Here is a 25,125-nt window from a genome sequence, read left to right on the forward strand (position 1 = left end):
GAGTTCCCGACCCTCTGTCCCCATTCAAACATTCATAACTAAAAGTAATGAATTATATGCAAAGTATCAATTAGAAGTTATGCAATAGTAGGAGTATGATAAACTATAAGTAAATTCTAACTATATATGAGGTCAAAAACATGGAATGGCATCAGATCACTTATTTTCAGACCGTAGCCAAGATGCAGCATATTACACAAGCTGCTGAACAATTAGCTATTTCACAGCCCGCTTTAAGCCGTTCGATTGCCAAGCTTGAAGACGAATTAGGCGTTAAGCTTTTTAATCGTAAAGGCAGAAATATTTATTTAAATCGTTATGGTGAAATGTTTTTAAAACGCGTTGAACAAGCGATCAAGCAAATCGAAATAGGAACACAAGAAGTTCTTCAAGATATTCATCCCGAATCTGGTACGATTAATTTGGCCTTTTTACCTTCACTCGGTATGAGTTTTGTTCCAGATATATTAAGTACTTATCGATCCGAATTTCCAAATGTTAAATTTCTTCTGCATCAAACTTCTAACCAAGAAATTTTTAGCCAGGTAAAATCGGGAAAAGTCGATCTGGCGCTTTTTTCTCTTTTAGAGGATGACGAAGACTTGATATGGGAGCCGCTAATGACCGAGGAATTATTTTTGATAGTCTCTAAAAACCACTGGCTAGCGGAATATGATGAAGTTGATTTGAAAATGATTGAAAATGAGCCTTTTATCTCCTTTAGAGAGGGCTATGGATTACGTACGATTCTTCATAATTTTTGTTTAGAAGCGGGCCTCGCACCTGATATTGTTTTTGAGGGGGAAGATATCGGGACGGTTTCTGGTTTAGTTAGCGCAAATTTAGGTGTTTCCATCGTACCAAATATAGAAGTGCTAAAGAAAACGAAGGTGAAGATGATCCATGTAAAAAAACCAATTTGCAATCGAAAAATTGGAATTGCTCATTTAAAAGACGGTTACCTATCACCTGTCACAAAAAATTTTATCCAATATGTTCAAGGTTTCGTTCATAACAAATAAAGGGGAATGTTTTAAAAATGGGGTATATACAGCGTGGGACACACAAATTTAGAATGGTAAACATTGCTTTATTCGCAGGAGGATTTAATACATTTGCAATACTGTGGGGGACGCAGCCCTTACTTCCTGAAATCAGTAAGGAATTTCATATTTCACCAGCAGCGTCAAGTTTGAGTCTATCTTCTACTACGATAGCTCTGGCCATAAGCATGTTGATTGCCGGTTCTTTATCAGAGGTATTCGGCCGTAAACCAATGATGACATTTGCATTGGTGGCTTCTTCCATACTTTCGATTTTAACGGCATTTAGTCCAAGTTTTCATCTACTACTTGTATGCAGAATACTACAAGGAATTACACTGGCTGGATTGCCTGCTGTCGCAATGGCTTATTTAGGTGAAGAAATTGATCCGAAAAGTTTAGGTATGGCGATGGGCTTATACATTAGTGGAAATTCCGTAGGCGGTATGGCTGGACGAATCATTAGCGGTATATTAACAGATCATTTCGGGTGGCGGTTTGCTTTGGAAGGTATTGGCGTTATTAGCTTAATTGCAAGTATTGTTTTCTGGTTTATTTTACCAAAATCAACTCATTTCCAAGCTCAAACATTTGCCGTCAAATCGTTGGTGACTGGCCTATTCTCACAGTTTAAACAACCAGGTCTTATTTATATCTTTATAACTGGATTTTTATTAATGGGTGGCTTTATATCATTATATAACTACATTGGTTTTGAGTTGATTGCACCTCCCTACTCTTTAAGCCAAACCTTAGTTGGATTTATTTTTATCGTTTATACGGTTGGAACGTTCAGTTCGACTTGGATGGGAATGTTGGCCGATCAATATGGTAAAAAGAAATTAATTCAGGTTTCATTAGTAATTTTATTATTGGGAGCATGTATTACGCTAGATACATCCTTATGGGTAAAAATTATCGGAATTGCTGTTTTCACGTTCGGTTTTTTTGCCGGACATTCGATTGCCAGTAGTTGGGTCGGTCAATTAGCTAAACAAAATAAAGCACAAGCATCAGGCTTATATTTATTTTTCTATTATTTCGGCTCAAGTGTTGGTGGTACGGTAAGTGGAATTTTCTACAGTAGCTTCGGGTGGTTTGGTGTTATTTCGATGATTGTTGTTCTTACGATAATTTCTATCATTCTCTCAACTAGATTAGGAGTCACTAGAGTAAGAAGAGTACAGTATTCACCAAAGGAAGTATAGAAGCAGGGCAGAACAATCCACTTCAATCAGGACCGAGGACAAATAAGCTCCCGGTCCTTTTAATTTTCAACCTTTCCCCCTACTTTTCCTAGTTGCAACAACCGCTAAAATAACCGCGCTTAGCCCGCCAACTAGTTTTCCCACAATCATTGCAAACACCACTTCTTTATTAATACCGGCCACAAATCCTAAATGGCCTCCAAATACAAAAGCACCGCTAACCGCAAAAGCTACATTGATTACCTTTCCTCTTGAATCCATATCCTTCAAAATGGACAGCATCGGAATAGCATGGGCTAAGGATGCCACCAACCCCGTAGTTGACGTTTCACTTATTCCCAACAATGCGCCAATTTTCCCAAGCGGTTTATGAAGCGTTTTAGAAATAACAGCAACCAATGGAAAAGCACCCGCAAGGAAAAGAACAATCATCGCAACCGTTTTAATACCATCCATAAGCGGCGCCATATTAGGAATAATCATAAAACCAGTAAGCGTTTGAACACTTATCGCAGTTAGTCCGACAATCGCTAACACTTCAATACACTTTGCAAAAATGGAAAATCCAGCAATCATCCTATTTGTATACTTCCATAACCCAATTGAAATTAAAACAGAAAAGATGATCGTTGGGATAAGGTTTTTAATGATCGTTAGGATATTGATATCAGCCACAACGCCCCCAACTAAACAGCCTATGGGAACAGTGATTAACCCTAAAAGAATCCCTTTGGCAAAATAAGGTTGATCTTCTTTTTGAATGATGCCTAAGGCAACCGGAATTGTAAAAACTAGAGTGGGACCCATCATCGTTCCAAGAAAAACCCATGAAAACAGCTCTGCATCTGCCCTTTGAGACATTTCCGTTGCTAATGCATAGCCACCCATATCAATTGCTAAAAGCGTATTTGCAAAAGCAGCAGGATCTGCGCCAACTAGTCCATAAACAGGGGCAATAATGGGTGTTAAGATCGAAGCCAACACTGGAGCTAATGAGATGATACCAACCATCGCCAGTGTGAGCGAACCCATAGCCATAAACCCATCAGTAAAGCGTTGACCTAGGCCCCATCTATTTCCGATACATTTATCAATTGCTCCTAAACAAAAACAACCGATTACTATATAAACGATAATGTTGTTAATTCCCATGGTCTTTCCCGATTCTTTCGATGGGACAAAGGGGCGGGATCTGTGTCCCATCAGGCCCACCCACCTTTCTTATATTTCCGAGAACTCCTTAATAAGTTCGCTAAACCGTTTCAATGCATTTTCGATTGGCGTTGGTGTCGTTAAATCGACGCCGGTTTTCTTCAACAGTTCAAGTGGATAGTCTGAACTGCCGCTCTTTAAGAATTCTACATAGGAGCCCAGCGTTTCTTGATCCCCTTCTAATATTTTCGTCGCAATATGGATTGCTGAAGCAAACCCTGTTGCGTACTTGTAAACATAAAACGGGCGATAAAAATGCGGTATTCTTGACCAGCCATATTTTACCTCTTCATCAAAAACAATATCAGGGCCGTAATATTCTCTAAATAAAGCTTCATACGTCTGATTAAATACTTCCACATTTAAAGGTATACCCTTCTCTGCAATTTCATGCGTTTTCATCTCAAACTCAGCAAACATAACTTGGGTAAAAAATGTACCCTTGAATTGATTGATAAAATGATTCAATAAATAGTTCCGGACTTTTTGATCTTTTTCATTATTTAATAAGTAGTTTATTAATAAAACCTCGTTCACAGTTGAAGCCACTTCTGCAACAAAAATGCTATACCCCGCTGTAATTTGCGGCTGGTACTGGGAACTCAGTTTACTGTGAACTCCGTGACCGCACTCATGGGCAAGTGTAAATAAACTGTCCAAATTATCCTGATGATTTAAAAGAATGTATGGGTGCACACCGTAAATCCCAAGATTGTAGGCGCCGGAACGCTTTCCTGGTGTTTCCCGAACATCAATATACCTTGACGACTTGAACTCTTTTAAAATTTTAAGATAATCCTCCCCTAGTGATGCCAACCCTTTTAACATAGTTTCAAAAGCTTCTTCATATGGAATCACCTGCTTTACACCTTGAACAAGCGGCACACTCAAATCATATTGACGAAGTTCATCAACACCCAATTTTTCTTTTCTGATCTTAGAGTACTCGTGCATCGTTGCGATATTTTCTTTGGTCGAGGTAATCAGATTTTCATATACCTCTTTCGGAACGTTATCGCCAAAAAGCGCTTTTTCTAACGCAGAAGGGTAATTGCGAATTCGCGCCAATGTAACATTATTTTTGATAGCTCCTGAAAGCGTCGAAGCGATTGTATTTTTATTCGCCACATATGGTTGATAATATGCCTTATAAGCTTCACGACGTTTCTCACGATCTTCATCTTCAATCAACTTAGAATACATGCCTCTAGTTAGTTGAACCTTTTCCCCATCCTCACCGGTGACTTCACCAAACTTTATATCAGCATTATTAATCATCCCAAATGTATTGCTTGGGACAGACAGGGCTTCACCTAGCTGGGATAAGATTTCTTCTTGTTCCTTACTCAATACATGCGGCTTATAACGAAAAGCATCAAATAAATCTTCCTCAAAATATTTAAGCCCTTCTTCCTCAGCAATATAGGCTTTTAATGTTTCTTCCTGCAAACTTAATAAATAAGGCATAAAAAACGAGGTAGCTGCACTGATCTTCACACCCAGCACTTTTGCCCGGTCGAGCATTGCTTGTGAACTCGTGTCCCTAGTATCCTCATCCACTTTCAACATGCAGTAAGAATAAACATGTTTGAACTTATAGGACAGCTCTTCTCGTCGTTTTAGATAGGCACATAAATCCTTGCCATTTTGAATAGAACCATTATATTTCTTAAGTTCCTCCACCATTTGTTCAATTTGGTCAAAGTCCTCTTCCCACCTACTATCATCAATATATATATCATCTAAGTTCCATTTTTCATGTACTGGTATTTCTGATCTCGAAGTATATGTTTTCATTGAATTCTCCTTTCAAACTCTTTTTGATAAATTTTAACATATTTAATGGTTGTACTAAAAGAAACACCTATACGGGTTTTGGATAAGCTTAATAAGCTATATTAAAGGAAGGTGATTTTTATGATTACTATAAAATTTCTTAATATCCACATTAATACTGCATCGGATAGATCGGGGGTTCTTATTGGGAATAACTTTGCTGCAAACTGGGACATGTTCACCAAAAGTAATACAAATAGTTCGGGAGATCATGCTACGAATTGTGTAAATATTATCGTCGATAATGATGGTTATGATTTTATAGCCGATGATCACGATAGTGCTCAACAAGTATTTGGTAATGAGGAGAATAAGTCTAAACAAAAAAAAGATGAAGAATAAATTGTATCCGAGGTACAATAATGAAGCGAAATAAAGGAAGCACAAAGCTGATTCTTTTAAAAGGAATAGCAGTTGTGCTATTATTTAGAAAAATACAATTTAAATTAAAGTGTATAATTAACATAAATACGGTACACTTAGGAGTAAAGCTGACAATGGAAAACTTAATCTATGAAAAGAGCAGGACAAGCGATTTAGTTCATGATGACATTTACTATACGACCCGTATTCAGGAGCTTGAATATACGTTAAAAAATCTACGTGAATTAAAATATACGTTGGACCAGGCTGCTATTGTATCAATAACTGATGCTAAAGGAGCAATTATTTATGTGAATGATTTATTTTGTGAGATCAGTCAATATAAGCGGGAGGAACTACTCGGTAGAAATCATAGACTCCTCAATTCCGGGTATCATCCTAAAGAGTATTTTAAAGAAATGTGGAAGCAAATCGTCTCAGGTCATACCTGGGAGGGTGAGGTCCGTAATCGAAAAAAGGATGGTTCCATTTATTGGGTTCAGGCAACGATCGTTCCGTTTATGGATGAAAAAGGGAAGCCATATAAATATATTTCAATCCGAAAAGAAATAACAAAACAAAAGCAATTAGAAGAAGAAATCTTTCATTTAGCTTACCATGATTCGTTAACCAATTTACCAAATCGGCGCATGTTTATGAATCAACTTCGCAGTGAAATTATTGAAAGAAATAATTTGAAATCTAAATTGTCTATTCTTTTTATTGATTTAGATAATTTTAAATTTATTAATGATAAATGGGGCCATGATACCGGAGATATTGTGATTAAAGAAGCAGCCCATAGGATTAAAGAAGCCATTCGCCCAACGGATATGATTGCACGTCTCGGTGGTGATGAATTTATTGTTATGTTAAAAGATGTCCAAGATGAAGCGGACATCATAATCGATGTAAAACAAATTTTAAAAATGTTTCAAAAACCAATATCCACCTATGGGCAGGAGTATTCCCTGACATGCAGTATAGGAATCGCAACTTATCCTGAAAATGGCGACTCTGCAGAACAATTAATAGTTAATGCGGATAATGCCCTTTATCATGTAAAGGGAAGCGGCAAAAATGATTTTACCTTTTATAATAATAAAATGAAGATACAATCATTGGAGAGCAGTTTACTGGAAAATGCATTAAGAAGTGCGATAAAAAACGAGCAATTTTATTTGGAGTATCAGCCGAAACAAAATATTGCAACGAAAGAGCTATTTGGGATGGAAGCTCTTGTAAGATGGAACCATCCGGAACTCGGGATCATCCCTCCTGGAAAATTTATTTCTTTGGCTGAAGAAACTGGTTTAATCATACCTATGGGAGAATGGATTTTACGTGAAAGCTGTAGGCAAACAAAATTATGGCAAAAACAAGGTTTTCCGAATTTAATCATTTCAGTTAATGTTTCGGTCCGTCAATTAGAGGATTCAAACTTCATTGATTCAGTCATAAATATTTTAAAAGAAACAAAATTAGACCCAACATGTCTTGAACTCGAAGTGACGGAGAGTATATTCGCTGACGTTAAAAATGCCGCTTCGATCTTACAGAAGTTGCGCAGTATGGGCATTAAAATCTCTGTCGATGATTTTGGGACAGGCTACAGTTCTCTTAGCTATATTAAGCATCTGCCGATTGATATCTTAAAGGTTGATCGTTCATTTATTCAGGATATACATTTAAATGAGGAAAGTAAAGCCATCGTTAGAGCGATCATAACAATAGCAAATGCGATTGGTTTGAAAGTTATTGCTGAAGGCATTGAGTTGGAGGAGCATATTGAGGAGCTTAAAAACGGCGGCTGCCTCTTAGGCCAAGGCTTTTACCTTAGCAAACCAATGACAAGTGATGCGTTTGAATATTATTTAAAGAAAACGATGATTGCATAAATCCCAAAAAGTCTGATGAAATAGAAAACATCAGACTTTTTTATTATTGGTGATTTTTATCAAACTAAACTGGCTTTGGTTAAGAAAACGGATTGGCAGCCTACTTGTTCCAAGCCCACTATCTATATAGAGATGACGATTACCACCTAAATTAAATACTCCTTTAGCATATTTTGGGAATAAACCCTGATCTGGCACGATCAGGGCTCCAATTAAAGGAATTCTCACCTGCCCACCATGTGTGTGCCCGCTTAAAATTAAATCAACAGAGTGGCTTCCATTTTTTTTAATAACACATGGATTATGAGATAAAAGCAATGTAAAGTGGTCTTTATTAAGACCTTGCAGTGCTTTTTTCAAGTTGTCTTGTTTCGTTGTCACGTCTGCTACACCAGCTAAATTAATAACTGCCCTTCCCTCAACAATCTTCGTATTTTTGTTGTCAAGGATGATAACATTTCTTTTCTCAAGGCCATCTAGTAACTGCTTACAATGCTGATTCCCCCACTCGTGATTCCCAGATACATAAAAGACATTTTTATGGGCTGTCATAATTTTTTGAACAAAATAAAGAACGTCCTTCAAATTCTTTGTCCGCCTATCGATTAAATCACCAGTAATTACAACGATATTTGCGTTTGTTTTATTAATAGTTCGAATTAACTCTTCATTATTGTTATGAAAAATTTTATTATGAAGGTCACTAATTTGTAAAATTGTAAATTCGGTTCCATCCGGTATTTTATTACTTTGAAACTCAATCCTGTTCATCCTAAAAAAGTTTGTGTCGTAATAAATTTTAGCCGCAATCCCCAAAGTCACTCCAGCCGTCATAAAGAGAAACACTCTATAGCCACCACCTTAGAATAACACTTCATACTATTTTAGCATTTTCCAATAACAGTATGACGAAAAAAGAACACCAAAAATCTTTACGATTTTATAGTGCTCTCTTTGGTGTTTAATCTATTCCTCTTCGAGCGGCTGCTTCCAAGCAAGACCTTTTTTCAATGCAGCTTCAGGCTTTACCGCTTTTACTACATTCCAGTAAAAGAATACGCCACTAAATAAGAGTCCCATTCCCAACATAAAGGTTTTTATATCGGCCGTTCCAGCAATGATTACCCATACAGAATACATCGTTGACAATGCAGCAATGATCCCGTCGCCCCATCTTGCTTTCGTTTCCAGGTTGTATGTTTCTCCGGTCACAACCAGTTTTAATTGAAAGATAGAAGAGATGAAATAAGGAATTAAATAGGACAAGGTAGCAATATAAATAATAAAATCAAAAGCAGCTGAAATGGAATTAAATACGGTTGAAAAGATAAATAGCTGTGCTAATGAATTTGTTACAACTAGCGCAAAGGTAGGTATACCTTCTTTATTCACTTTTAGAAACGATGGTAAAAACAACCCTTGTTTGGCTGCCTGATAAGGGACCTCGGCACAAAGCATTACCCAGCCGATTGTCGAACCAAGCAAACTAACCAATCCCAGACCGGCAAGCAGCTTTGCACCAAGTGGACCTAAGATTACCCCCATCGCATCAATTAAAGGCTTCTCAGAATTTATTAGTGCCTGTTGATCCAAGATCCCCATGACCAGCAAACTTATGCCAATATAGATGGTGAGTGCGAGTAATAGTCCAAGTATCGTTGCTCGTTTTACATCCATTGTTTTTTTAGCCCTCGAAGCAAAAACCATCGCAGATTCAACTCCGATAAAAGCCCATAATGTACTTACTGACGCCCTGTTGACTTGACTTAATAGCCCCACTGATTGCCCGGCTTCATCCAATCTCGGTGTAGCAAAAGGGAGAATATTACTTTTTTGAAAGGCAAACAAACCAACTACAATAAATAGCGCAAAGCCAAGAACCTTTGTTGCAGTGGCTGCAAAATTGATTTTTCCGGCACCACTAATCCCTCGAAGAACGAGAAAATGAGTACCCCATAAAAGCAATGTACAGACAAGAAAAGTAAGGGCATTGCCAACTTTTAAGGTAAACTCTCCGATTGTAATTAGCTCATGTTGATTGGTTAAAACAGGGAAAAATGTAGATAAATATCCGGCAAATGTTGTTACAATGGCAACGTTGCCAGCAAGATTTCCAATCCAATACCCCCAGGTGGAGATGAATCCAGAAAATATAGAGGCATGTGTTCCAGGTTTAAATATTTCTTTCGCATAAATTTGTGGTCCCCCCGAAAGTGCGGGCTTTCGCACAACTAAATTTCCAAAAACTAAAGCCGTTGTTAAAACTCCAGTACCTGTTAGGACCCAAGCAAGCAATACTCCCGCGGGGCTCGCCACCTCGGATAATGTTCGAGGTAACATGAATATTCCTGAGCCTACCATATTTCCTACCACCAAAGCGGTTAATATCCAAAGCCCTAATCCTTTTGAACGATCCATGATGACTTCCCTTCTATTTCGAAAAAAAATTATACTAATATACCTTAAAATTTAATCACCGTACTCAATGGTAATTTATTTTCGACAAATTTTCAATCTTTTATTTACTAGGTATTTGTGGATAGATTATTGCGGAATTTTTAAAAACGGGTACAGACCTAAGGCAGACGGAATTCAGGGTACATATACTTACAATACAACATCACTAGCGTGATAAATGGAAGGGAGGGACAAACGCAGAAACTAGAGATTTATATTTGCAACGAAAGAAAGGAGTGAAATATAAAACTAATGGTGTGGATAACGATTTTAACATTCTTTGCAACTCTTATATTCATCCTTTGGAGACCAAGGGGCCTTAATGAAGCAGTACCAGCTACTATTGGTGCGCTCATCGTCATTCTATGTGGAAGCGTACCACTAAGAGATCTTGAGATTATTACTGAAACAATCAGCGGAGCAGCCATTACCATTATGGCAACGATTGTAATGGCAATCGTTCTAGAAAGTTTTGGATTTTTTAATTGGGTGGCTGAGAAACTGGCGGAAAAAGCAAAAGGATCAGGTATTCGGTTATTCTGGTATGTAAACCTATTATGTTTTCTGATGACTCTTTTTTTCAACAACGATGGCAGTATTTTAATTACAACCCCAATCTTGATTATGTTATTAAATAATATGGGATTAAAAAACCATGAAAAAATCCCTTATTTACTTTCCGGTGCAGTTATCGCAACTGCTTCAAGTGCGCCGATTGGCGTCAGTAATATTGTCAACCTCATCGCCCTTAAAATCGTCGATATGAGTTTATATATGCACACAGCAATGATGTTTGTACCGGCAACGCTAGGATTACTTTTATTGGTTGGTCTATTGTTTCTTCGCTTTAAAAAAGCTTTACCAAAAACTATTCCTGCAAATATAACTGGACTATCTCTTCCTTCCTACCATCCATTAAAACATAATCCAACCACCTTTTCAGATAAAGACCGTACCAGATTTATGATAAACATCCTGCTTTTTGTTTTTGCTGTCCGTGTCAGTCTATTTGTAGCTTCATTTTTATCTATCCCGGTCTCCCTCATGGCTGTTATTGGATCACTTGTTCTATTAGGTTGGAGATGGGCTTATTTAAAAATACCACCAGGTGATATGCTAAAGAAAACACCATGGTATATCATCGTATTCGCTTTTAGCATGTACGTCATCATATACGGCTTAAATAATATCGGCTTGACTGACTGGTTAATAGGGTTCATGCGCCCTCTTGTCTCGGGAAGTCTACTCCATGCAAGCGTATTGATGGGGGTACTGCTTTCGGTACTTTCCAATCTATTTAACAATCACCCCGCGTTAATGATTGGCACAATCACATTAACAAATCTCAATCTTGATTTACTTTCTTTGAAAATTTCTTACCTTGCAAGTGTCATAGGCAGTGATGTTGGATCTTTAATTCTCCCAATGGGGACGTTAGCTACATTAATGTGGATGCATATAGTCAGACGTGGAAAGGTAGTTATTACATGGTGGGAATATATTAAGATCACGATAGTGGTTATACCACCAGCTGTGATTTTTACGTTAGTAATTTTATATTACTGGGTCTCATGGCTTTTTGTGTAGGTTCTGCCCCACAGGGTCGGGTTCTCTGGCCCAAGAGCCGTGGGGTCGGGAACTCTGGCCCAAATCTAGCCCAACAAATTACTCAAAAAAAGGGACAGTGGTAACAACCAAGGTTGGTAACCACTGTCCCTTCCTACTTTTTATGCTAGAACTAGCTCAGGCTTTTTTGCTTCCGCTTCAGCTAATAAACGATTTTTAATATCTTCTACATTCATAGGGTTTTGAGCAACTCCAGTTTCGATAGCAGCATTCGCAACAGCTGCCGCAACATGAGCTGGAACTCTACGATCGAATGCATCCGGAATTACATAATCCGCATGAATCTCTTCGTCTGAAACTAATCCCGCGATTGCATTTACAGCTGCAAGTTTCATTTCCTCATTAATTTCCGTTGCACGAACATCTAAAGCTCCACGGAAAATTCCTGGGAAGGCAAGAACATTGTTCACTTGATTTGGAAAATCTGAACGGCCTGTACCTATTACCAACGCGCCTGCTTTTTTCGCTACTTCAGGCATAATTTCTGGTATTGGATTAGCCATCGCAAAAATAATTGGATCACGATTCATAGATCGAACCATTTCCTCTGTAACAGCCCCTGCAGCTGATACCCCAACAAACACGTCAGCACCAACTAGTGCATCAGTTAACGTACCTTGTTTTTGCTCTTTGTTCGTGATTTTAGCCATTTCGTCCTTAAATTTATTCATACCAACAGGTCTGTTTTCATAGATAATTCCTTTTGTATCACATAAAATAACATCTTTAACGCCCATTTGTAGCAATAGTTTAATAATCGCCACACCAGCAGCCCCTGCACCATTTGCAACAACACGAATATCTTCGATTTTCTTGCTTGCAAGTTTGAGAGCATTCAATAAACCAGCAGCAGTAACAATTGCTGTTCCGTGTTGATCGTCATGGAAAACAGGAATGCTACAATCTTTACGTAGACGTTCTTCTATTTCAAAACAGCGTGGTGCTGCGATATCTTCAAGGTTTACTCCACCAAAAGTTGGTTCTAACAGCTTGACTGTTTCAACAATTTTGTCAGCATCAGTCGTATTTAAACAAATCGGAAATGCATCTACATCGGCAAAAGACTTAAATAACAATGCTTTTCCCTCCATTACAGGCATTGCTGCTTTCGGACCGATGTTCCCTAAACCAAGTACAGCCGTTCCGTCAGAAACAACTGCAACAAGATTTCCCTTCATTGTATAGTCATAAACTTTATTTTCATCCTTATGAATGTCGATGCAAGGCTCAGCGACACCTGGAGAATACGCTAAACTTAAATCTTTTGCATTGCGAACCGGCACCTTTGAATAGACACCAAGCTTTCCGCGATTTTCTATATGCATTTTTAAAGCTTCACCCCGTAAGGTTGACATACAAATCTCTCCCCTTGTAAACGAGTAAATATTTCCATTTCACAGGTTATATTTAGTTCATAAATATTATCGTTAGTACCTCTTTATAGTAGTAGGTTTTAAAGGTGATTTATAGCTTTTGTAACTTATTTCAGTATTTTTGTAATTAAAAAAAGTAGACAAAGGAGTTTAAAATTGTAAATAGAGGGTAATTTAGGTTTTTTAAAAAAATATACCAAACCCTCAGCGGATTTGGTATACCATTTTACATCATTACATCTTTTTAACAAACTCCGATTTTAGTTTCATGGCTCCTATCCCATCGATTTTGCAATCAATATCATGATCTCCATCCACTAAACGAATATTTTTCACCTTTGTACCGATTTTTACTACCAATGACGAACCTTTAACTTTTAGGTCTTTAATAACGGTTACTGTGTCGCCGTCCTGTAGTACATTCCCATTTGCATCTTTAATGACCTTTTCGTCTTCGCTTTGATCAGCCTCCGCATCTAAAGACCACTCATGAGCACACTCTGGGCAAATTAATAGACTTCCATCCTCGTATGTATATTCTGAATTACATTTCGGGCAATTAGGCAATGCCATTTTATCAAATCCTCCATTTCTTCTGTTCCTCTATATACTGTCACATATCCCCATTTTTGGCAACCGCTCCTTTCGCCTACACTTTGTAACCCCACCTATTAGACTATTAAGCAATCAGTAATAGCAATTTATCCACATCAAAATATAATAATGTAATGATATATAAAGGAGCATGGATATGAATAGAAATGAACTTTTTTTTGCTAATTTAAGTGGTTCCGAGGAGGTTCCCCCGGTCGAAACGAATGCTACGGGGCTTATTAAATTTAAAGTAAGTAGTGATCGCCAAAAAATTGGATACAAACTAACGGTTAATAAGCTTGCAAACTTTACTGAGGCCCATATTCACCTTGGTCACAGAAGGATAAATGGTCCTGTTGTGGTCTTCCTATTTGGCCCGATTGACCCTAATATAAGTGTTAATAAAGGGGTTGTTGAGGGCGTGATTACCCCTGATGATCTTGTTGGGCCACTTCAGGGTGCTTCCATTCCTGAATTACTTCGCCTAATAAGAGCTGGAAGGGCTTATGTAAATGTTAATACTGCCCAACATCCTAACGGAGAAATCCGCGGACAAATTAGGCGTTGCTAATTAGAAAAGCGCAGGCACCCGTTTAGCGAAATTTACGAGTTGCTGGGCGCTGGAGCTGGACAAAAAAAGGGCAAACTTTTCTTTCACATATAAAAAAGCCTGTCCAAATGCCACTGATTAGGGCAAATGGATCAGGCCTTTTATTTGGAGAATTCTTCTATTGACGTCCGATAACATTCGTATATCCAGGTGATCCTGGAGGTGCGTTTTGGATCATATCAATAAATGGAATGGTGTATGCGAATAATACTAAGGCAAATGTAATGGCGACCCATAATTTGAAGTTCTCGAAAACAGCCGGTACTTTTTCAGCCTGATCGTGCACTTCGCCAACAGGGAATTCTGTTTCGCCTTTAGGTGCATAAAATGCAAGATAAACAAAGATATACACCATTAATAATGCTCCAAGGAATAGGAATGTTCCACCAACCGCTTGAGCAATTTGGTAAGGAATCCAAGCAAGTGTATCTTCATTTCCGGCATAGGTTGAAAAAGCTGAACGGCGCGGAGCTCCGTATAGGCCTGCTGTATGCATCGCACCTGACATAAATAACATGCCGATCGTCCATAACCAAGTTTGGATAAGACCTAGTTTATTCACCTTTGGTGTTAATGTTCGACCAGTAATCGAAGGAACAATCCAGAATGCAACACCGAAGAAGGTCATTGCAACAGCTGAACCAACAGTTAAATGGAAGTGACCTGTAACCCAAATTGTATTATGAACGACTTGGTTTAGTTGGTGGGAAGCGTTAACTAATCCACCGGCACCACCGGCTGCGAAGAATAACATACCCATGAATGGAGCAAAGAACCGAGCATCCTTCCAAGGCATCTTTTTCCACCAGCCTAACAACCCTGTTGCTCCTAATTCACGGCCCCGCATTTCAAATGTTGCAAATAAAGCGAAGGCAGTCATTAATGATGGAATAACAACCAGGAATGTTAATACTACCTGTAAGTATTTCCAGAATGGATCAATACCTGGCTCGAGTAATTGATGGTGGAATCCTACTGGAATGGAGAACAAAATAAATAGCACAAATGATAATCGAGCTAAGGCATCACTAAAGATCTTACCGCCGATTACTTTCGGTACAACTACATACCATGCCATGTAAGCAGGTAATAACCAGAAGTATACTAGTGGATGACCGAAGTACCAGAATAATGTACGGCTAATTAATACATCAATCGTTGGAACAAGCCCTAAAGACCATGGAATGATTTGAACCAATACGGTAGTAGCTAAACCTAAGCATGCTACTAGCCACATAATCATTGTCATTACACCCATATAACTTAATAGTGGTGTTATTTGTCCTCGGTTTTCTTTTCTCCAGCGTGCATGACGATGGAAAACTACGAAACCGCAAATCCAGCTGCCGACTACAACTAGCGTAAGGCCAATATAGTGCATCGGATGTGCCATCATTGGTGCATACATTGTATATAGAACTGAAGCTTCACCAAGTAAGATGAATGTAGCAGCAATCGCTACACCAATTGTCATCGTCCAATATCCAATCCAGCCCCAGCGACGCTCACCATCAGTATACGAACCGCAAGTCTTACTTTGTGTCGCGAAAATAAAACCGATAATAAAGAAAGTAGTAAAAACAAGAGCCAATAAAACACCGTGAACGGTTAAAACTTGATAATATTGAATCCCAGCCGGTAGCGTTACCTTTCCTGAACGCACTAAAACTTGAAGCAAACCAGCCGTAGCCCCTAAGAATAGGGAGATAAATGCAACATAAAAATGAGCCATTGTAAGCTTCGCATCTTTTGGATTAATACTAGCGATCGGGTTCATTATTCAACCACCTCCAAAGTTGCAAACATTAAGTGGTGACCAAGCCCACAATATTCATTACAAACAATCGTATATTTACCAGGCTTATTAAATGTAGCTTCAACAGTATTAATATAACCAGGCTCCAACATCATGTTTGCATTTGAACCAGCAACCTCAAAACCATGAATAACATCCTTCGTTGTTCCAATAAAGTTTATCGTAGAACCAACTGGAACTTGAATAACCTTTTCAGGACCAACATCATAGTTAAATGCAGACGCAACTACTATTAGTTCATACTGATTGTCTCCGACTTGCTTCAGACCGGGCTGATCAAATGGAGCAGTTGTATCAACATTAGCCGGGTCAACAGTTACCAGACAGCTTGGCGGCTGATTTCCCATGTAAAATGCACTTACTCCAATCGTAATCGTGAATACAAGCAAAGTCGTGATACCAAATAACAGCCAAAGTTTTTCATACTTATGCATGTGCATGGTAACCAATGCTCCTTTCTACATTGAATTAACGACCTAAATATAAATTCCATACGCCAAACCATGTTCCGATCAAAATCAATCCAAGGATTGTTGTCATTAGGAGTGTCCCCCGTAATGAACTACGATCCTCGATTTGAGTCTTTTGATGTAACTCTGGCTTTGCCATATAAATCACACCCCTTCATTTTTATAAAATAATAATAAAAGCTCCTTACAACGCCATTATGACAAATATCACAGTTTGTCCATATCGAATCCGCCACATTTTGGTAAGTTTCATAAAAATTTCATAATTTGTTCATAAAAAGTTAAAATTAGCCAACTCTTTAGATGAAGGAACATCTTGAGAATTGGCTTAACTTTTGTATTATTCAATGTCAACTAGATTTTTGGATAGTACTGTACATATTGCGGATTCGTATAGAATGGTGGGCGCGGTCCAATCAACGGCATTTTGAAAGGAATTTGATTAGAATCATATAAAACTTTAACCTTTTCATTTGAATGATTCACTAACAATAATTTTACTTCAGGATGATAATAGTTGTTTGGCAATTTAGATACCTCCCCAAGAGTATTAAACCTTTTATACTGTATTCGCGATTTCTATCCCCTGTTACCTTCAAAATATACTAGTCACCTTTTCCACTCTCGAGACATAAAGTAACCCAAATTGTTATTGTAAAAAGGAGGAATTTTCGTGCCTGAAAATAATCCAAAGTCCAATCAAGAATACCCGCTATACCCAAATTACGGAAAAATCACACAATACAAAAATGTAGCTTTAACCGTTCCGGAACAGCGTCAATACCGTCAACCCGGTGTAGAAAGCCTAATGGTTCCAAGACCCATTATTGAAAATCCAAATTACAAAGGCAGCGGAAAACTCTTAGGAAAAACGGTTCTGATTACGGGTGGTGACAGTGGCATGGGAGCCGCCGCAGCCATCGCTTTTGCAAAAGAAGGGGCAGATATTGCCATTAGCTATTTGGATGAACACGAGGATGCTAATCGAACAAAAAGCAGAATTGAAGAGTTGGGACAACGTTGTTTGCTGTTGCCAGGAGATTTAAGGGAAAAACAGCAATGCATTCATATAGTTGAAGAAACGATCAAAACATTTGGTAAACTCGATGTTTTATGTAACCACGTAGGCATCCAGTTTCAGCAATTGAGCCTGCTTGATATTTCCGATGAACAGTTCGATGACACATTTAAAGTAAATATCTATTCACATTTTTATGTAACTAGGGCCGCGCTTCCACACCTAAAGGCTGGAAGTTCGATTATTAATACTGCTTCTGTCGTTGCTTATTATGGAAACGACCAGTTAATTGATTATACTGCAACAAAAGCTGCTAATGTCGGCTTTACCCGTGCCTTGGCCAATAATTTAGTTCGTCAAGGAATCCGAGTAAACGCCATTGCTCCCGGCAGGATTTGGACTCCTTTGATCCCTGCCAGTTTTTCTGCGGATCAGGTTTCACTTGTTAGTAATCCTATGGAACGTCAAGGCCAGCCCTTTGAAGTTGCCCCCGCCTTTGTTTTCCTTGCCTCCGATGATTCGCGATTTGTGACAGGGCAAACGATACATGTCAACGGCGGACAAGTGATGTCTTCATGAAAAATAGCCAATTCACAGCGCTAGTGAATTGGCTACTTTTTGAAATTTAAAATTTATATTTCTCATTTGTTTTTGGATCAAATTCGTATAACATCGATTTATTTTCATCCATGACCTGCATTATTAATTTTTGATTTTGCCAAAATAATGAATGTGATCCGGTAAATTGGTCAACTTTCTCCCCTTTTACTACATCAAAAAGATAAGTTGTTGAAACAAAGCCAGGTTCAGAAAATACATCGGCAACTACATATTGGCCTGTGGAGTCAAGAGACATTTGCTCAATCACAAGGCTCTCGCTGTTATTTTTCGGCTCTAATCTAGAAATTTCAGTAAATGTTTTTTGATCACGATCGTATTTAAGAATAGTAACCCCAGCAGGCTCTCCCACTTTTTCAGCCATTTCCTGCAGACTGAAAATGACGTCCTTTTCATTAGGACTAATAACTAATGAACTGATTCTTACGGAATCTGTTAGTAAAAATTCTTTTGGAATATCTGTTAATGAAAACAGGCGCTCCCTATCTCCCCCATCTTTTACTAAGAAAAGTTCATTTGAAAAATCAGCACTTGTGACTTCAACACCTTCTGTTTCTGCTATATTTTGAATAATATACTGACTCTTTTCCTGCTTCAATTCAAATTGATACGTTCCCACCTTATAATAAGGATTTGCCGTATACGTCCAGTACACATTGGCTGTAACAGTCGTGATGCCATTTTTCTCTTTCGAACTGATGACGTCATAACCAATTTGATGCGGGTTTGAAACTGTTAAAAACTCCGGCGGCTGCTCCATCATGCTTTTCGCATAATCATCATCCCTAACAATTAAAGCCTGCAAATATCTTTCCACTGTTTCTTCTGCTGAAATCGCCTTCTCGTTTAGAGAGATTTTCATAATTTGAATAGATGCATTTGGATCAAACTGACTTAATTTCAAAACATATAATGAACGCTCATTTGAACTCCAGATTGGTAAAGTATATTGATATAAACCTTGGTTTTTATTTTCGAATCGAGGTGGAACGTTTGTTGTTACTTTTTTCTTTGTTTCAAGGTCGAGGTCTTTAATCCAGACGTCATCAAATCCATTGTTATTCTTAACATAGGATATATACGCTCCATCCGCAGATACCGCTGGGTCAATGCCTTTATCCACAAAAGACTCTTCGCCGTTTTTAATATCTTTCATAAAAATTTGACTATCCCGCTCAAAAATCAGCTTATTTTCTTTTTCAACAAAAACTGGACTTGAACCCTTTGTCACAGATGTTTCTTTCATTGTTTTGAGATTGATTTCAACAATCTCGGATTTGCTTCCTTCGTTCTTTGTAACATAAATCGTGTTTTTATCCTTCCATGTCGGCTGACTATAGCTGATATCAGACGTACCTTTCATTATTTCTTTACTTTCTTTAGTTTGTAATGCCAAAATATAGATTGTTCCATTTTGTGAGAAAAGAAGCTGATCTTCTATTATTGATTGGCTCATGCTATCAGCAACTTCTTTCGTTAAATTCGTTAATCCTTCATTCGTGTACTTAAAGATCCCCTGGTCCCGTAACGAAACATATAATGATCCCTTTTGATGTGAATAGGCAACGACTTCCCCACTGCCGATATCCATAAATGAGATTGAGTTTGTAATATTTAATGAACTTGCCTTCACAAAATGATCAGGTTGCGAATTTGAAAAATAAAACGCCATAAATACTGCAGCTGCCAGTAATCCACTGATCCATGGATTCCGCCACAAGCTTTTTCTGCGTTTTGATTTTGGAACGAATGTTTTACGCAGATCCTGTTTTAGTTCATTATTTACATAAATTTGTTCCTTCAACTCATGTAAGTTTTTTTCAATTTTGTCGTCCATATTATTCTTCCCCCAGACATTTTTTCACCAAGAGGCCTAGTTTTTTAGTAATTCGACTCGATTTCACACGTAGGGATTGTTCGGTTTTGTCCAAGATTTCCGCTATTTCTTTAAACCTTAAATCTGCAAAATAGCGGAGATTCGTAATCTCTAGATCTTCCTTCGATAAATAATTCAGGCTCTTTTTTAAACATTCCATCTCATCAGACTCATGAAATGGGTCTTCAAATGGAAGCGGATTGAAATAAAACTCCATTTCATCACCAATCAAGATATTTTTCTTTTTACGGTAAAAATCAATGACAGTATTTCTTGCAATCATGAACAACCATGCCTTAGGATTTTCAACTTCCGTTAAAGATGATTGTTTTTCGTATGCTTTTCTAAATGTTTCACTAACAATATCATCCGCATCCCATTTGTTTCCTATTTTAAAACAGACGTAACGATATACATCATCGAAGCATTCATCATAAATTCGGATAAATGTATCACCCAACTTCTCTCCCTCCATATCTTAAGCTGGCTCTATCTTTAAAAACGAATGAATTTCAAAAATGTAACATCAGTTTGGAAAAAATATTTTTGTTAATGGTATACTGAATTTACCATAAATGTAAGCGTGGGGTTAACTATGAAGAAAACTAAGGGAAAAGCGATCATTTTATTTGATGGTGTATGTAATTTTTGCGATCAAACTGTTAATTTCTTAATAAATCATGATACCGATGAAAATTTTTTATTTGCTTCCTTGCAATCGAATGCGGGTCAGGACCTTTTGAAAAAGTTCAATTTGCCAACAGAGCATTTTGACAGTTTCATATATGTTAAGGGTGAGAAATATTTTACAAAATCAACGGCTGCACTCCATATTGCCAAAGACTTAAGAAAATGGTGGCAGCTTCTTTATATACTCATTTTAATCCCGGGACCAATCCGGGACCGTTGTTACGATTGGATCGCGAAAAATCGATATAAATGGTTTGGGAAAAAACAGGAATGCGCTATTCCAACGCCTGAAATAAGGAAAAGATTTTTAAATTAAATACAAAGGAGATGTGTGAGGTGAATGTAAAATTTGACCATTTAGTCCACTTTACAAGTAATCCTAAAGAGACACAGGCGGCATTTCAAAAGCTTGGATTTAATACAATAAAAGGCGGAAATCACACGAATTGGGGAACACGTAATTGTCTCTGTTATTTTCACAATTTAGGCTATATTGAGTGGATTGGTTTTACTGACTTTGAAATAGCAAAAACATCTGACAATATCTTAATCCAACAAATTGTTAATGATTCCGCTTTTGGTGAAGGCTTTTCAACCATGGCTTTTAGAACAAACGACATTTCAGCATTACAAAAAGAACTTAGACAAAAAGACTACGAAACTATAGGGCCATTTGATGGTAATCGGATAAGAGAAGATGGCTCAATATTAAGCTGGTCTATGCTGTTTTTGAAAGAAAAATCGGATGATCAAGTGCGTTACCCTTTCTTTATCAAATGGGGACATGCCGATGATATACGAAAAACTGAAATGAAAGCATTGTGGCAGCACAAAAATGGCGAACCATCTATTTCGTACATTAGTTTTGCAGTTCAAAATGTGCAAAAAACAATCCTGCAATATTGTCGACTATTTGATATTGATCAGAACGCATCTAGAAATGGACATGATGAATTTGGAGATTTTACCGAAATCCCTATAAGCAATATATCAATACGCCTCTATCGAAAGGCGCTTGAATCATCAGCCCTAATTGGAAGCAATCGTCCTTTATGCTGTGGGATTGCGGGAGTTACTGACGAAAAAGAATCAACTATCAATGTTCAAGGGGCCATTTACAAAATCCAAAAACGTCATCCCTAGAAATGACGTTTTTTTTCGTGTTATTCTGCTGAACTACGAATCTGAGCCAAGCAAGGCGCGGTTGGTTTCATTGATTAGGGGCATCAATCCCCAATCAGATTCCATGATTTCTTTCAATAATCTAAATTGTTCGTCCCCGATTTTCCCGATAATTTTTTTCTCAAGGTTTTCTTTTAACTCGATATATTCCTGGTAGCATTTTTCACCTAGTTCCGTTAATTGCACGCATTTATCTTTTTTATTGTTTTCGAGATTCTTTATTTTAAGAAGTCCCTTTGCCTCAAGATTTTTGATAAATTTATGGGTTGCTTGACGAGATATATTGACTTGCTTTGACACATACGAAATCGTTGGCTGCTTTTGATAAAGTTTAGATAGAATAAACCATTCCGAATTCGAAATATAAATATCACTATTATCATTCCAACTTTTTTCAATGATACTGCGAATTTGATGATGGCGTTCACTTAATAAGTCAAAAAAATCTAAGTTTTCCAGAACAGAACTCAAACATTTCACTCCAATCAATCCTTTATTTCGGAAAATAATATATTAAATTCCCAACCAATTGTCAACTAAATTGACAAAATTTCATTCTTGGATTAAAATAGAAATAGTCAAACAAGTTGACAATTTTAAGAATGGGAGCAATGATCATGTTCAAAGAAGGAGATTTGGTTACCTATTCAACACATGGTATATGCAAAATAGTCGACATATGTACGAAAACGTATTCTGGAATTACAAGAAATTATTATGTCTTGCATCCTATCGGGGACAGCAACCTAACGATCCAATGCCCAACAGATAATAAACAGAACGTCATGCAGGAAATGATGGATGAAGGTGAAGCGGAAGAAATTCTAGAATCCTTTAAAGAGCCCGGTATGAACTGGATTGAAAAGCCAAATGACCGCAAAAGATACTATTCTGACATGCTTAAAACAGGTAATCGCGAAACGATCGCAAAAATAGTTAACACCCTAATGAGGAAGAAAAGGAAAGTAGAAAACGACGGTAAGAAGTTGGCTGAAGCAGATCGAAAAATGTTATGTTCCATTCAAAACATATTATTTAAAGAATTAGCCTTTTCACTGAATACAAGCTTCGAAACCATTGATAAACAGGTAAACAAATTAATAAAACTAAATTGATATTCCTATCTATGCCTATAAATTAGAAATGGAGAATGCTTCATGTTTGAAAAACTATATTTAATCTATAACCCGTTAACTGGCACTAAAGATTGGGTTTCAGAAAGAGAATTTAAAATTGGGTCTTTAAGATTAAAGAAGGTGTTTGGAGTTTTATATTTATACGATCTTAAATTTATGCTACAGTTTAACCCCCAGTTCAAAAATTCGATTGTAAAGGAAAATAGCCTACTCAATGAAGAACAGATCTGTCTTAAACATGTATGCAGATTAATTACGAAAGATGAACTAGCGGAACTTTTAAATAATGAAGCTACAGACAGTATCCAAAGCGAACAATCCTATTATGAAACACATCCATCTAGAATTGAAATCAAAGATGGTTTTTTTATGTGGAACGAAGAAAAAGGATGCTATGAAGAGGCTGTTGTGAATGCCTAATGAAGGTTAAGATTTAGCAATACCGCACTGAAACCAAATTTCAATGCGGTTTTTTTATATTACAGGCCACTATCACGATTGCCATTGGCACGGTCGTGTCCCCGCCACCAATCCAAGTCCTAGTAAAACCACTTTGTCGGCAATAGGAACGTCCATGGTGTCGTGATAATCGCAATCGTAAGCGCTACTTTGAACCGTAACCGGGCTTCTGCAATAACAGGTACCAGCGTAATTTTATAGTTAAAAAGAAAAATGAAGTAAGATGCTACAAGCATTGAGATTAAAATGATAACTACAGCCAGAGGATGACTAAATGGGTCATAGCTTATAGCTGAAGTTATTTCATAGGACAAACCTATTTTTTCCTCCAACATAGTACAAAGGAATAAAATTAAGGCACCAAGAATATCTGCTAAAAACCCGTACAACCAAACTTTTAAAATACTTTTCTTGTAAAATGTTTTTAGGTTTATTTGCAAATTAGAAATATTAAAAAGATAAAAGCAAGCAATCAAGACAATTGAATCAATTACATAATTTCCAAAAAGCGTAATGAAAATGACTGGCGGAAAAAATAATAAAAACCAAATTGGAAAAATAACATTATAGATTTTCATGCTAATCTCCCTTTCTTACTCTTTTTTTAGTTCTTTTAAACGATTTATGGCATCATCCAGATTAAATGTACTGAAACGACGATAATTTTCTTCGTCCAATATGCGATAATGTTGGCTGATAACATTTTGCTGTAAGCGAAAGTCCCCTTCTTTTGAAACCTCCTTCCACCAAACCTTTCCACCCATTGTTTTCTCTTTTTTACTCTCAGTGTTTTTTAATCCAATTAATTTAATAAATTCGACTGGATCATCACCTAACACAGAGTTGAGGATTTCACTTTGATTGAATAATGCACAGACAGCTACAATTGTTGTCCAATTTGCGGTAATTCTCCCTTTTTCTATTTGGACCAACGTTTTTTTGGATAGCCCAAGTATCTCAGCCATTTTGTCCTGGGTGTAGCCCTGTTCGGTACGAATTAGCTTAATTTTTTCTGAGATTATGATAATAGCAGATTCACGTTCCATAGTACACCTCTTTTACATCTTTAGTGTAATTATACACTTTTGGTATGATTTTACAACTATAAAACCAAATTAAGGGACAAAAAAAGACAGAGGATAACCTCTGCGAATTTTGTTTGGTATCGTAGATTCAAAATTAAGGTAAATTTAGGAAACTGGATAACTGCTCAGGAATGAAAAGGAGTGTGCCATTTTTTTCGCAAAATTTAACGGAGGCTCAACAGATTGTATGTGAATATACAAGATCGAAGGTTCAGTATATAACCAATGATTATGCAAGGCACTAACAATCAGCCCCTGTTGGAGAACCGAATGCATAAAACGAGGAATCTCTTCTTCTAAAATTGCAATTTCAGCCAAGCATAAGGCAAGGCCACTTTTATCCAACGATTCGAATGATACCCCTGCTGGAACAACAGACCTACTCTCGCGCCCTTGCACAATCACCTTAAAATTGCGTCGCAATGATACAGTACAAACACCATGATTTATGGTACTTTTTCCATTTAGAATCTTAGCAAAATATTCACAAATAAAATTAATACCATTCATATATTTGAGCCTCACTTTACCAAAAAACAGGTGGTTAATGCACCC

At 37.4% G+C, this 25,125-nt stretch carries 27 protein-coding genes; 11 read left to right on the forward strand and 16 right to left on the reverse strand.

All coding sequences use genetic code 11. The features are described from left to right. The first annotated feature begins 140 nt into the window (after positions 1-140). Positions 141-1,022, forward strand: a complete 882-nt coding sequence (locus tag P9E47_RS21800; protein ID WP_326164965.1) for a LysR family transcriptional regulator — start codon at positions 141-143, stop codon at positions 1,020-1,022. A gap of 17 nt (positions 1,023-1,039) precedes the next feature. After that, on the forward strand, positions 1,040-2,251 hold the full coding sequence (locus P9E47_RS21805; RefSeq protein ID WP_035195537.1) for an MFS transporter: 1,212 nt from the start codon (positions 1,040-1,042) through the stop codon (positions 2,249-2,251). 66 nt (positions 2,252-2,317) lie between these two features. On the opposite strand, the gene eutH is transcribed toward P9E47_RS21805, so the two are convergent. Both eutH and pepF read right to left on the reverse strand, forming a co-directional pair. Beyond that, positions 2,318-3,403: an ethanolamine utilization protein EutH gene (eutH, locus tag P9E47_RS21810; protein ID WP_003331279.1), complete on the reverse strand. Its 1,086-nt coding sequence runs from the start codon at positions 3,401-3,403 to the stop codon at positions 2,318-2,320. Between the two features lie 69 nt (positions 3,404-3,472). Beyond that, complete coding sequence (pepF, locus tag P9E47_RS21815; protein WP_326164968.1) at positions 3,473-5,260, reverse strand: oligoendopeptidase F; 1,788 nt, start codon at positions 5,258-5,260, stop codon at positions 3,473-3,475. Between the two features lie 120 nt (positions 5,261-5,380). Between pepF and P9E47_RS21820 the strand changes: the two genes are divergently transcribed. Together P9E47_RS21820 and P9E47_RS21825 are read left to right on the forward strand one after the other, a co-directional pair. Further along, positions 5,381-5,641 (forward strand): hypothetical protein, encoded by a 261-nt coding sequence (locus tag P9E47_RS21820; RefSeq protein WP_003331277.1) that lies wholly within the window; start codon positions 5,381-5,383, stop codon positions 5,639-5,641. Between the two features lie 155 nt (positions 5,642-5,796). Beyond that, positions 5,797-7,560 (forward strand): putative bifunctional diguanylate cyclase/phosphodiesterase, encoded by a 1,764-nt coding sequence (locus tag P9E47_RS21825; protein ID WP_003331276.1) that lies wholly within the window; start codon positions 5,797-5,799, stop codon positions 7,558-7,560. A gap of 30 nt (positions 7,561-7,590) precedes the next feature. Here the strand turns inward: P9E47_RS21825 and P9E47_RS21830 are convergent, their stop codons facing one another. After that, positions 7,591-8,406, reverse strand: coding sequence for a metallophosphoesterase (locus P9E47_RS21830; RefSeq protein WP_326164970.1), 816 nt, complete (start codon positions 8,404-8,406; stop codon positions 7,591-7,593). Positions 8,407-8,526: 120 nt separating this feature from the next. After that, a complete protein-coding gene (locus tag P9E47_RS21835) occupies positions 8,527-9,978 on the reverse strand; it encodes an amino acid permease (protein WP_326164972.1) in 1,452 nt (483 codons plus the stop codon). Between the two features lie 291 nt (positions 9,979-10,269). Between P9E47_RS21835 and P9E47_RS21840 the strand changes: the two genes are divergently transcribed. Continuing rightward, positions 10,270-11,604, forward strand: coding sequence for an arsenic transporter (locus P9E47_RS21840; protein WP_326164974.1), 1,335 nt, complete (start codon positions 10,270-10,272; stop codon positions 11,602-11,604). Positions 11,605-11,744: 140 nt separating this feature from the next. Here the strand turns inward: P9E47_RS21840 and P9E47_RS21845 are convergent, their stop codons facing one another. Together P9E47_RS21845 and P9E47_RS21850 are read right to left on the reverse strand one after the other, a co-directional pair. Then, positions 11,745-12,998, reverse strand: a complete 1,254-nt coding sequence (locus P9E47_RS21845; RefSeq protein ID WP_003331272.1) for an NAD(P)-dependent malic enzyme — start codon at positions 12,996-12,998, stop codon at positions 11,745-11,747. A gap of 252 nt (positions 12,999-13,250) precedes the next feature. Continuing rightward, positions 13,251-13,589 (reverse strand): zinc ribbon domain-containing protein YjdM, encoded by a 339-nt coding sequence (locus P9E47_RS21850; protein WP_003331271.1) that lies wholly within the window; start codon positions 13,587-13,589, stop codon positions 13,251-13,253. A 178-nt stretch (positions 13,590-13,767) separates the two neighbouring features. Here P9E47_RS21850 and P9E47_RS21855 point away from each other — a divergent pair, with 178 nt between their 5' ends. After that, positions 13,768-14,181 carry a CHRD domain-containing protein gene (locus tag P9E47_RS21855; RefSeq protein ID WP_326164975.1) on the forward strand — a complete coding sequence of 138 codons (414 nt, stop codon included), beginning with the start codon at positions 13,768-13,770 and terminating at the stop codon, positions 14,179-14,181. Between the two features lie 157 nt (positions 14,182-14,338). On the opposite strand, the gene P9E47_RS21860 is transcribed toward P9E47_RS21855, so the two are convergent. The 4 genes from P9E47_RS21860 to P9E47_RS21875 form a co-directional block, all read right to left on the reverse strand. Continuing rightward, entirely contained in the window at positions 14,339-15,997 is a 1,659-nt protein-coding gene (locus tag P9E47_RS21860) for a b(o/a)3-type cytochrome-c oxidase subunit 1 (RefSeq protein ID WP_326164977.1), read from the reverse strand. Next, complete coding sequence (locus tag P9E47_RS21865) at positions 15,997-16,476, reverse strand: cytochrome c oxidase subunit II (protein ID WP_003331267.1); 480 nt, start codon at positions 16,474-16,476, stop codon at positions 15,997-15,999. Before P9E47_RS21865 ends, P9E47_RS21860 begins: the two co-directional genes overlap by 1 nt. Before the next feature lie 28 nt (positions 16,477-16,504). Then, positions 16,505-16,645, reverse strand: a complete 141-nt coding sequence (locus P9E47_RS21870) for a cytochrome c oxidase subunit 2A (protein ID WP_326164980.1) — start codon at positions 16,643-16,645, stop codon at positions 16,505-16,507. 215 nt (positions 16,646-16,860) lie between these two features. Next, positions 16,861-17,034: a hypothetical protein gene (locus tag P9E47_RS21875; protein ID WP_169315875.1), complete on the reverse strand. Its 174-nt coding sequence runs from the start codon at positions 17,032-17,034 to the stop codon at positions 16,861-16,863. Positions 17,035-17,179: 145 nt separating this feature from the next. Here P9E47_RS21875 and P9E47_RS21880 point away from each other — a divergent pair, with 145 nt between their 5' ends. Further along, on the forward strand, positions 17,180-18,103 hold the full coding sequence (locus tag P9E47_RS21880) for an SDR family oxidoreductase (RefSeq protein WP_003331266.1): 924 nt from the start codon (positions 17,180-17,182) through the stop codon (positions 18,101-18,103). A gap of 46 nt (positions 18,104-18,149) precedes the next feature. On the opposite strand, the gene P9E47_RS21885 is transcribed toward P9E47_RS21880, so the two are convergent. Both P9E47_RS21885 and P9E47_RS21890 read right to left on the reverse strand, forming a co-directional pair. Then, a complete protein-coding gene (locus P9E47_RS21885; RefSeq protein WP_326164981.1) occupies positions 18,150-19,979 on the reverse strand; it encodes a TolB family protein in 1,830 nt (609 codons plus the stop codon). 1 nt (position 19,980) lies between these two features. Beyond that, the gene (locus tag P9E47_RS21890) at positions 19,981-20,478 is read right to left on the reverse strand and encodes an RNA polymerase sigma factor (RefSeq protein WP_326164983.1); all 498 of its coding nucleotides are present in this window, start codon (positions 20,476-20,478) and stop codon (positions 19,981-19,983) included. A 135-nt stretch (positions 20,479-20,613) separates the two neighbouring features. Here P9E47_RS21890 and P9E47_RS21895 point away from each other — a divergent pair, with 135 nt between their 5' ends. Continuing rightward, positions 20,614-21,024 carry a thiol-disulfide oxidoreductase DCC family protein gene (locus P9E47_RS21895; protein ID WP_003331263.1) on the forward strand — a complete coding sequence of 137 codons (411 nt, stop codon included), beginning with the start codon at positions 20,614-20,616 and terminating at the stop codon, positions 21,022-21,024. 11 nt (positions 21,025-21,035) lie between these two features. Beyond that, positions 21,036-21,851 carry a VOC family protein gene (locus P9E47_RS21900; protein WP_326164986.1) on the forward strand — a complete coding sequence of 272 codons (816 nt, stop codon included), beginning with the start codon at positions 21,036-21,038 and terminating at the stop codon, positions 21,849-21,851. Positions 21,852-21,884: 33 nt separating this feature from the next. On the opposite strand, the gene P9E47_RS21905 is transcribed toward P9E47_RS21900, so the two are convergent. Continuing rightward, positions 21,885-22,361, reverse strand: a complete 477-nt coding sequence (locus P9E47_RS21905; protein WP_326164988.1) for a MarR family winged helix-turn-helix transcriptional regulator — start codon at positions 22,359-22,361, stop codon at positions 21,885-21,887. A 146-nt stretch (positions 22,362-22,507) separates the two neighbouring features. Here P9E47_RS21905 and P9E47_RS21910 point away from each other — a divergent pair, with 146 nt between their 5' ends. After that, positions 22,508-23,005, forward strand: a complete 498-nt coding sequence (locus P9E47_RS21910; RefSeq protein ID WP_003331259.1) for a CarD family transcriptional regulator — start codon at positions 22,508-22,510, stop codon at positions 23,003-23,005. 42 nt (positions 23,006-23,047) lie between these two features. Beyond that, positions 23,048-23,446, forward strand: coding sequence for a hypothetical protein (locus P9E47_RS21915; protein ID WP_003331258.1), 399 nt, complete (start codon positions 23,048-23,050; stop codon positions 23,444-23,446). 119 nt (positions 23,447-23,565) lie between these two features. Here P9E47_RS21915 and P9E47_RS21920 read toward each other — a convergent pair whose 3' ends face one another. The 3 genes from P9E47_RS21920 to P9E47_RS21930 all read right to left on the reverse strand — a co-directional run bounded on the left by P9E47_RS21920 (position 23,566) and on the right by P9E47_RS21930 (position 25,080). After that, a complete protein-coding gene (locus tag P9E47_RS21920) occupies positions 23,566-24,063 on the reverse strand; it encodes a hypothetical protein (protein WP_326164990.1) in 498 nt (165 codons plus the stop codon). Positions 24,064-24,078: 15 nt separating this feature from the next. Next, on the reverse strand, positions 24,079-24,531 hold the full coding sequence (locus tag P9E47_RS21925) for a helix-turn-helix transcriptional regulator (RefSeq protein WP_326164991.1): 453 nt from the start codon (positions 24,529-24,531) through the stop codon (positions 24,079-24,081). Between the two features lie 144 nt (positions 24,532-24,675). Continuing rightward, complete coding sequence (locus P9E47_RS21930) at positions 24,676-25,080, reverse strand: DUF1259 domain-containing protein (protein WP_326164993.1); 405 nt, start codon at positions 25,078-25,080, stop codon at positions 24,676-24,678. Positions 25,081-25,125: the final 45 nt, after the last annotated feature.

Origin of the sequence: Schinkia azotoformans (genome assembly GCF_035811335.1) — a bacterium.
GTDB classification, from domain to species: domain Bacteria; phylum Bacillota; class Bacilli; order Bacillales; family Bacillaceae_J; genus Schinkia; species Schinkia azotoformans.